General features: G+C 52.7%; 7 protein-coding genes and 1 pseudogene. All 8 read left to right on the top strand.

Annotated features, from left to right (window positions below):
* Positions 1-184 (top strand): annotated as a pseudogene (gene tuf / locus ACQUTP_RS24950) (elongation factor Tu); the annotation flags it as partial.
* A gap of 336 nt (positions 185-520) precedes the next feature.
* On the top strand, positions 521-904 hold the full coding sequence (gene secE / locus ACQUTP_RS24945; protein ID WP_002883772.1) for a preprotein translocase subunit SecE: 384 nt from the start codon (positions 521-523) through the stop codon (positions 902-904).
* Position 905: 1 nt separating this feature from the next.
* The gene (nusG, locus tag ACQUTP_RS24940; protein ID WP_001287521.1) at positions 906-1,451 is read left to right on the top strand and encodes a transcription termination/antitermination protein NusG; all 546 of its coding nucleotides are present in this window, start codon (positions 906-908) and stop codon (positions 1,449-1,451) included.
* A 156-nt stretch (positions 1,452-1,607) separates the two neighbouring features.
* On the top strand, positions 1,608-2,036 hold the full coding sequence (gene rplK, locus ACQUTP_RS24935) for a 50S ribosomal protein L11 (protein ID WP_002884034.1): 429 nt from the start codon (positions 1,608-1,610) through the stop codon (positions 2,034-2,036).
* Between the two features lie 3 nt (positions 2,037-2,039).
* Positions 2,040-2,744 (top strand): 50S ribosomal protein L1, encoded by a 705-nt coding sequence (rplA, locus tag ACQUTP_RS24930; RefSeq protein WP_002884036.1) that lies wholly within the window; start codon positions 2,040-2,042, stop codon positions 2,742-2,744.
* A gap of 289 nt (positions 2,745-3,033) precedes the next feature.
* Positions 3,034-3,531 carry a 50S ribosomal protein L10 gene (gene rplJ / locus ACQUTP_RS24925; protein WP_001207203.1) on the top strand — a complete coding sequence of 166 codons (498 nt, stop codon included), beginning with the start codon at positions 3,034-3,036 and terminating at the stop codon, positions 3,529-3,531.
* Positions 3,532-3,597: 66 nt separating this feature from the next.
* Positions 3,598-3,963: a 50S ribosomal protein L7/L12 gene (gene rplL, locus ACQUTP_RS24920; RefSeq protein ID WP_002884142.1), complete on the top strand. Its 366-nt coding sequence runs from the start codon at positions 3,598-3,600 to the stop codon at positions 3,961-3,963.
* 324 nt (positions 3,964-4,287) lie between these two features.
* Complete coding sequence (gene rpoB, locus ACQUTP_RS24915) at positions 4,288-8,316, top strand: DNA-directed RNA polymerase subunit beta (protein WP_004206758.1); 4,029 nt, start codon at positions 4,288-4,290, stop codon at positions 8,314-8,316.
* Positions 8,317-8,334: the final 18 nt, after the last annotated feature.

The raw sequence follows: 8,334 nt of genomic DNA, 5'->3' as shown, positions 1-8,334 counted from the left end.
TACAACTGACGTGACTGGCACCATCGAACTGCCGGAAGGCGTAGAGATGGTAATGCCGGGCGACAACATCAAAATGGTTGTTACCCTGATCCACCCGATCGCGATGGACGATGGTCTGCGTTTCGCAATCCGTGAAGGCGGTCGTACCGTTGGCGCGGGCGTGGTTGCTAAAGTTCTCGGCTAATCGCTGATAACATTTGACGCAATGCGCAATAAAAGGGCATCATTTGATGCCCTTTTTGCACGCTTTCACACCAGAACCTGGCTCATCAGTGATTTTATTTGTCATAATCATTGCTGAGACAGGCTCTGAAGAGGGCGTTTATACACCAAACCATTCGAGCGATAGTGCGACGGCAATCAGCATCCTCCTTTGCGTTAGCAGGGCAGGGGCGACAAAACCGTCAGCGTTGAAGCAATTTGAATAGTTAAGTGTATAATCCGAAACTTAATTTCGGTTTGGATCGCCTCGCCCCCGCGGGGTGAAATTGTTTGTAGAATACTTCTGACAGGTTGGTTTATGAGTGCGAATACCGAAGCTCAAGGGAGCGGGCGCGGCCTGGAAGCGATGAAGTGGATTATCGTTGCCGTGCTGCTGATCGTGGCGATCGTGGGCAACTTCCTTTATCGCGACATTATGCTGGCGGTGCGTGCGCTGGCCGTGGTTATTCTTATTGCTGCTGCCGGTGGCGTCGCGCTGTTGACGACGAAAGGTAAGGCGACCGTTGCTTTTGCTCGCGAAGCGAGAACCGAAGTTCGTAAAGTGATTTGGCCGACTCGCCAGGAAACGCTGCATACTACGCTGATTGTTGCTGCTGTGACTGCAGTAATGTCACTGATCCTGTGGGGACTGGATGGTATTCTGGTTCGCCTGGTCTCCTTTATCACTGGCCTGAGGTTCTGAGATGTCTGAAGCTCCTAAAAAGCGCTGGTACGTCGTTCAGGCGTTTTCCGGTTTTGAAGGTCGCGTAGCCACGTCGCTGCGTGAACATATCAAATTACACAACATGGAAGAGTTATTTGGCGAAGTCATGGTCCCGACCGAAGAAGTGGTTGAGATCCGTGGCGGCCAGCGTCGCAAAAGCGAACGTAAATTCTTCCCAGGCTACGTTCTGGTCCAGATGGTCATGAACGACGCAAGCTGGCACCTGGTGCGCAGCGTGCCGCGCGTGATGGGCTTCATCGGCGGTACCTCTGACCGTCCGGCGCCGATCAGCGACAAAGAAGTCGACGCCATCATGAATCGTCTGCAGCAGGTTGGCGATAAGCCGCGTCCGAAAACGCTGTTTGAACCGGGCGAAATGGTTCGCGTTAACGACGGTCCGTTCGCTGACTTTAACGGTGTGGTTGAAGAAGTGGACTATGAGAAGTCCCGCCTGAAAGTTTCCGTTTCTATCTTCGGTCGTGCGACTCCGGTAGAACTGGACTTCAGCCAGGTTGAGAAGGCGTAAGCCGGCGATCAAAAAAGCAGCGATTTAATCGTTGCATAGGGCGCGAAATTGGCATACAATTTCGCGCCTTTTGTTTTTATGGGCCCGGCCCGTAAAACGATGTTTAATCACGGGGAGCTTCTCTGAAGCGTTAATACCCAATTTGAGGATTTAAGAATGGCTAAGAAAGTCCAAGCCTACGTCAAGCTGCAGGTTGCAGCTGGTATGGCGAACCCGAGCCCGCCGGTCGGCCCAGCACTGGGTCAGCAGGGCGTGAACATCATGGAATTCTGCAAAGCGTTCAACGCCAAAACTGATTCCCTGGAGAAAGGTCTGCCGATCCCGGTTGTTATCACCGTTTACGCTGACCGTTCCTTTACCTTTGTTACCAAGACTCCGCCGGCTGCTGTTCTGCTGAAGAAAGCTGCAGGCATCAAGTCTGGTTCCGGTAAGCCGAACAAAGATAAAGTGGGTAAAATCTCCCGCGCTCAGCTGCAGGAAATCGCGCAGACCAAAGCTGCCGACATGACTGGTGCCGACATTGAAGCGATGACTCGCTCCATCGAAGGTACTGCACGTTCCATGGGCCTGGTAGTGGAGGACTAAGAAATGGCTAAACTGACCAAGCGCATGCGCGTGATCCGTGAGAAAGTTGATGCAACTAAACAGTACGACATCAACGAAGCCATCGCTCTGCTGAAAGAGCTGGCCACCGCTAAATTTACCGAAAGCGTAGACGTTGCCGTTAACCTCGGCATCGACGCTCGTAAATCTGACCAGAACGTCCGTGGCGCAACTGTACTGCCGCACGGTACTGGCCGTTCCGTTCGCGTAGCCGTATTTACCCAGGGCGCAAACGCTGAAGCTGCTAAAGCTGCAGGCGCTGAGCTGGTAGGTATGGAAGATCTGGCTGAGCAGATCAAAAAAGGCGAAATGAACTTTGACGTTGTTATTGCTTCTCCAGATGCAATGCGCGTTGTTGGCCAGCTGGGCCAGGTTCTGGGTCCGCGTGGCCTGATGCCGAACCCGAAAGTGGGTACCGTAACTCCGAACGTTGCTGAAGCGGTTAAAAACGCGAAAGCAGGTCAGGTTCGTTACCGTAACGACAAAAACGGCATCATCCACACCACCATCGGTAAAGTGGACTTTGACGCTGACAAACTGAAAGAAAACCTGGAAGCTCTGCTGGTTGCGCTGAAAAAAGCAAAACCGACTCAGGCGAAAGGCGTGTACATCAAGAAAGTTAGCATCTCCACCACCATGGGTGCAGGTGTTGCAGTAGATCAGGCTGGCCTGAACGCTTCTGCAAACTAATGCCTTTACGTGGGCGGTGATTTTGTCTACAATCTTCGCCCACGTTTGCTAACTAAGGTTAGCAGGTAACCGAATTGTTCGTTGGAGTCTGGCCTATCCAGACCTCCGTCGAAGACCGCAGGTGTTTCGCAAGAAACTTAATGCCCTGCGTAGACGGTGACAGAACGCTAAGATTATTTTTGGATATTCTGGCTTGTTTCTGCTCACCGTATTTAGACGCTCTTTTCGTTGAATTGAGTGAAGTGAGTTCCAGAGCATAGGCTCTGGCAAACATCCAGGAGCAAAGCTAATGGCTTTAAATCTTCAAGACAAACAAGCGATTGTTGCTGAAGTCAGCGAAGTAGCCAAAGGCGCGCTGTCTGCAGTAGTTGCGGATTCCCGTGGCGTAACTGTAGATAAAATGACTGAACTGCGTAAAGCAGGTCGTGAAGCTGGCGTATACATGCGTGTTGTTCGTAACACCCTGCTGCGCCGCGTCGTAGAAGGTACTCAGTTCGAGTGCCTGAAAGACACGTTTGTTGGTCCGACCCTGATTGCATACTCTATGGAACACCCGGGCGCTGCTGCTCGTCTGTTCAAAGAGTTCGCGAAAGCGAATGCAAAATTTGAGGTCAAAGCCGCTGCCTTTGAAGGTGAGCTGATCCCGGCGTCGCAGATCGACCGCCTGGCAACTCTGCCGACCTACGAAGAAGCAATTGCACGCCTGATGGCAACCATGAAAGAAGCTTCGGCTGGCAAACTGGTTCGTACTCTGGCTGCTGTACGCGATGCGAAAGAAGCTGCTTAATCGCAGTTATCTTTGTAAAGCATTCGCTTACGTATAAACTTATTCTGATATTCAGGAACAATTTAAATGTCTATCACTAAAGATCAAATCATTGAAGCAGTATCCGCTATGTCCGTAATGGACGTTGTTGAGCTGATCTCTGCAATGGAAGAAAAATTCGGTGTTTCCGCTGCTGCTGCTGTAGCTGTAGCTGCTGGCCCGGTTGAAGCTGCTGAAGAAAAAACTGAATTCGACGTAATTCTGAAAGCTGCTGGCGCTAACAAAGTTGCTGTTATCAAAGCAGTACGTGGCGCGACTGGCCTGGGTCTGAAAGAAGCTAAAGACCTGGTAGAATCTGCTCCGGCTGCACTGAAAGAAGGCATCAGCAAAGACGACGCTGAAGCTCTGAAAAAATCTCTGGAAGAAGCTGGCGCTGAAGTTGAAGTTAAATAAGCCAACCCTTCCGGTTGCAGCCTGAGAAATCAGGCTGAGGCTGGTGACTTTTTGGTCACCAGCCTTTTTGCGCTGTAAGGCGCCAGTAGCGTTTCACGCTGTTTGACTACTGGTTTGCCTCTCAATGCTTGTTTCTATCGACGACTTAATATACTGCGACAGGTTAGGGTTCCTGGGCTGTGTAAATCGCAATGAAATGGTTTAAGCGTGATAGCAACAGGCATTGCGGAAAGTGTTCCATTTTCCGGTCAACAAAATAGTGTTGCATAAAAAACTGCCCTCTGCGGGCAGATGGGTCGACTTGTCAGCGAGCTGAGGAACCCTATGGTTTACTCCTATACCGAGAAAAAACGTATTCGTAAGGATTTTGGTAAACGTCCACAAGTTCTGGATGTGCCATATCTCCTTTCTATCCAGCTTGACTCGTTCCAGAAGTTTATCGAGCAAGATCCTGAAGGGCAGTATGGTCTGGAAGCTGCTTTCCGTTCCGTATTCCCAATTCAGAGCTACAGCGGTAATTCCGAGCTGCAATACGTCAGCTACCGTCTGGGCGAACCGGTTTTTGACGTTAAAGAATGTCAGATCCGTGGCGTGACTTACTCTGCACCGCTGCGCGTAAAACTGCGTCTGGTGATCTACGAGCGCGAAGCGCCGGAAGGCACCGTCAAAGACATTAAAGAACAAGAAGTCTACATGGGCGAAATCCCGCTCATGACCGACAACGGTACCTTTGTCATCAACGGTACCGAGCGTGTTATCGTTTCTCAGCTGCACCGTAGCCCGGGCGTCTTCTTTGACAGTGACAAAGGTAAGACTCACTCATCCGGTAAGGTTCTGTATAACGCACGCATCATCCCTTACCGTGGTTCCTGGCTGGACTTCGAATTCGACCCGAAAGACAACCTGTTCGTTCGTATCGACCGTCGTCGTAAGCTGCCGGCTACCATCATCCTGCGCGCGCTGAATTACACCACTGAGCAGATCCTTGACCTGTTCTTCGAAAAAGTGGTCTTTGAAATTCGCGACAACAAGCTGCAGATGGAGCTGATTCCGGAGCGTCTGCGCGGCGAAACCGCCTCCTTCGATATCGAAGCCAACGGCAAAGTGTACGTTGAGAAAGGCCGTCGCATCACGGCTCGTCATATCCGTCAGCTGGAAAAAGACGATATCAAGCATATCGAAGTGCCGGTTGAATATATCGCGGGCAAAGTGGCGGCTAAAGACTATATCGATGAAGCGACTGGCGAACTGATCTGCCCGGCGAACATGGAGCTGAGCCTGGATCTGCTGGCTAAGCTGAGCCAGTCTGGCCACAAGCGCATCGAAACGCTGTTCACTAACGATCTGGACCACGGTCCATACATCTCTGAAACGGTACGCGTCGACCCGACTAACGATCGTCTGAGCGCGCTGGTAGAAATCTACCGCATGATGCGCCCTGGCGAGCCGCCGACTCGTGAAGCCGCTGAAAGCCTGTTTGAGAACCTGTTCTTCTCCGAAGACCGCTACGATCTGTCCGCGGTTGGTCGTATGAAGTTCAACCGTTCTCTGCTGCGCGACGAAATCGAAGGTTCCGGTATCCTGAGCAAAGACGACATCATTGAAGTGATGAAGAAGCTCATCGATATCCGTAACGGTAAAGGCGAAGTGGACGATATCGACCACCTCGGTAACCGTCGTATCCGTTCCGTTGGCGAAATGGCGGAGAACCAGTTCCGCGTTGGCCTGGTACGTGTAGAGCGTGCGGTGAAAGAGCGTCTGTCTCTGGGCGATCTGGATACCCTGATGCCTCAGGATATGATCAACGCCAAGCCGATTTCCGCAGCAGTGAAAGAGTTCTTTGGTTCCAGCCAGCTGTCTCAGTTTATGGACCAGAACAACCCGCTGTCTGAGATCACGCACAAACGTCGTATCTCCGCACTCGGCCCAGGCGGTCTGACCCGTGAGCGCGCAGGCTTCGAAGTTCGAGACGTACACCCGACTCACTATGGTCGCGTATGTCCAATCGAAACGCCTGAAGGTCCGAACATCGGTCTGATCAACTCCCTGTCCGTGTACGCGCAGACCAACGAATATGGCTTCCTTGAGACGCCGTATCGTAAAGTGACCGACGGTGTGGTTACTGACGAAATTCACTACCTGTCTGCTATCGAAGAAGGCAACTACGTTATCGCTCAGGCGAACTCCAACCTGGATGAAAACGGCCACTTCGTAGAAGACCTGGTGACCTGCCGTAGCAAAGGCGAATCCAGCTTGTTCAGCCGTGACCAGGTTGACTACATGGACGTATCCACCCAGCAGGTGGTATCCGTCGGTGCGTCCCTGATCCCGTTCCTGGAACACGATGACGCCAACCGTGCATTGATGGGTGCAAACATGCAACGTCAGGCCGTTCCGACTCTGCGCGCTGATAAGCCGCTGGTTGGTACCGGTATGGAACGTGCTGTGGCCGTCGACTCCGGTGTTACTGCGGTGGCTAAACGTGGCGGTACTGTTCAGTACGTGGATGCCTCCCGTATCGTTATCAAAGTTAACGAAGACGAGATGTACCCGGGCGAAGCAGGTATCGACATCTATAACCTGACTAAGTACACCCGTTCTAACCAGAACACCTGCATCAACCAGATGCCTTGCGTGTCCCTGGGCGAACCTATTGAGCGCGGCGACGTGCTGGCCGACGGCCCGTCCACCGACCTCGGTGAGCTGGCGCTGGGTCAGAACATGCGCGTAGCGTTCATGCCGTGGAACGGCTACAACTTCGAAGACTCCATCCTCGTTTCCGAGCGTGTTGTCCAGGAAGACCGTTTCACCACTATCCACATTCAGGAACTGGCGTGCGTGTCCCGTGACACCAAGCTGGGGCCGGAAGAGATCACCGCTGACATCCCGAACGTGGGTGAAGCTGCGCTCTCCAAACTGGATGAGTCCGGTATCGTTTATATCGGTGCGGAAGTGACCGGCGGCGACATTCTGGTTGGTAAGGTTACGCCGAAAGGTGAAACCCAGCTGACGCCGGAAGAGAAACTGCTGCGTGCGATCTTCGGTGAGAAAGCGTCTGACGTTAAAGACTCCTCTCTGCGCGTACCGAACGGTGTCTCTGGTACCGTTATCGACGTTCAGGTCTTTACCCGTGACGGCGTAGAAAAAGACAAACGTGCGCTGGAAATCGAAGAGATGCAGCTGAAGCAGGCCAAAAAAGACCTGTCTGAAGAACTGCAGATCCTCGAAGCCGGTCTGTTCAGTCGTATCTACGCGGTGCTGGTCTCCGGTGGCGTTGAAGCTGAGAAGCTCGACAAACTGCCGCGCGATCGCTGGCTGGAACTGGGCCTGACCGACGAAGAGAAACAAAATCAGCTGGAACAGCTGGCTGAGCAGTACGACGAACTGAAACACGAGTTCGAGAAAAAACTCGAAGCGAAACGCCGCAAAATCACCCAAGGCGACGATCTGGCACCGGGCGTGCTGAAGATTGTTAAGGTATACCTGGCCGTTAAACGCCGTATCCAGCCTGGTGACAAGATGGCGGGTCGTCACGGTAACAAGGGTGTTATCTCTAAGATCAACCCGATCGAAGATATGCCGCACGATGCTAACGGTACGCCGGTAGATATCGTCCTCAACCCGCTGGGCGTACCGTCTCGTATGAACATCGGTCAGATCCTGGAAACTCACCTGGGTATGGCTGCGAAAGGCATCGGCGATAAGATCAACGCCATGCTGAAACAGCAGCAGGAAGTCGCGAAACTGCGCGAGTTCATCCAGCGTGCCTACGATCTGGGCGCTGACGTTCGTCAGAAAGTTGACCTGAATACCTTCAGCGATGAAGAAGTTCTGCGTCTGGCTGAAAACCTGCGTAAAGGTATGCCGATCGCAACGCCGGTGTTCGACGGTGCGAAAGAAGCGGAAATTAAAGCGCTGCTGCAGCTGGGCGACCTGCCGACTTCCGGTCAGATCACCCTGTTCGACGGCCGCACCGGTGAGCAGTTCGAGCGTCCGGTAACCGTGGGTTACATGTACATGCTGAAACTGAACCACCTGGTCGACGACAAAATGCACGCGCGTTCCACCGGTTCTTACAGCCTGGTTACTCAGCAGCCGCTGGGTGGTAAGGCGCAGTTCGGTGGTCAGCGCTTCGGTGAGATGGAAGTGTGGGCGCTGGAAGCATACGGCGCAGCTTACACCCTGCAGGAAATGCTCACCGTTAAGTCTGATGACGTGAACGGTCGTACTAAGATGTATAAAAACATCGTGGACGGCAATCACCAGATGGAACCGGGCATGCCGGAATCCTTCAACGTACTGTTGAAAGAAATTCGCTCGCTGGGCATCAACATCGAACTGGAAGACGAGTAATTCTCGCTCAAACAGGTC

The organism is Klebsiella sp. 2-CIP_Kleb., assembly GCF_050378715.1.
In the GTDB taxonomy this organism is placed as follows: Bacteria; Pseudomonadota; Gammaproteobacteria; order Enterobacterales; family Enterobacteriaceae; genus Klebsiella; species Klebsiella quasipneumoniae.
Note: the sequence above shows the minus strand (reverse complement) of the source record. Positions and strands in the feature narration are given on the sequence as shown.

Coding starts and splice junctions, on each gene's coding strand:
- nusG (WP_001287521.1), top strand. CDS start 906: ATGTCTGAAGCTCCTAAAAAGCGCTGGTACGTCGTTCAGGCGTTTTCC.
- rplK (WP_002884034.1), top strand. CDS start 1,608: ATGGCTAAGAAAGTCCAAGCCTACGTCAAGCTGCAGGTTGCAGCTGGT.
- rplL (WP_002884142.1), top strand. CDS start 3,598: ATGTCTATCACTAAAGATCAAATCATTGAAGCAGTATCCGCTATGTCC.
- secE (WP_002883772.1), top strand. CDS start 521: ATGAGTGCGAATACCGAAGCTCAAGGGAGCGGGCGCGGCCTGGAAGCG.
- rplA (WP_002884036.1), top strand. CDS start 2,040: ATGGCTAAACTGACCAAGCGCATGCGCGTGATCCGTGAGAAAGTTGAT.
- rpoB (WP_004206758.1), top strand. CDS start 4,288: ATGGTTTACTCCTATACCGAGAAAAAACGTATTCGTAAGGATTTTGGT.
- rplJ (WP_001207203.1), top strand. CDS start 3,034: ATGGCTTTAAATCTTCAAGACAAACAAGCGATTGTTGCTGAAGTCAGC.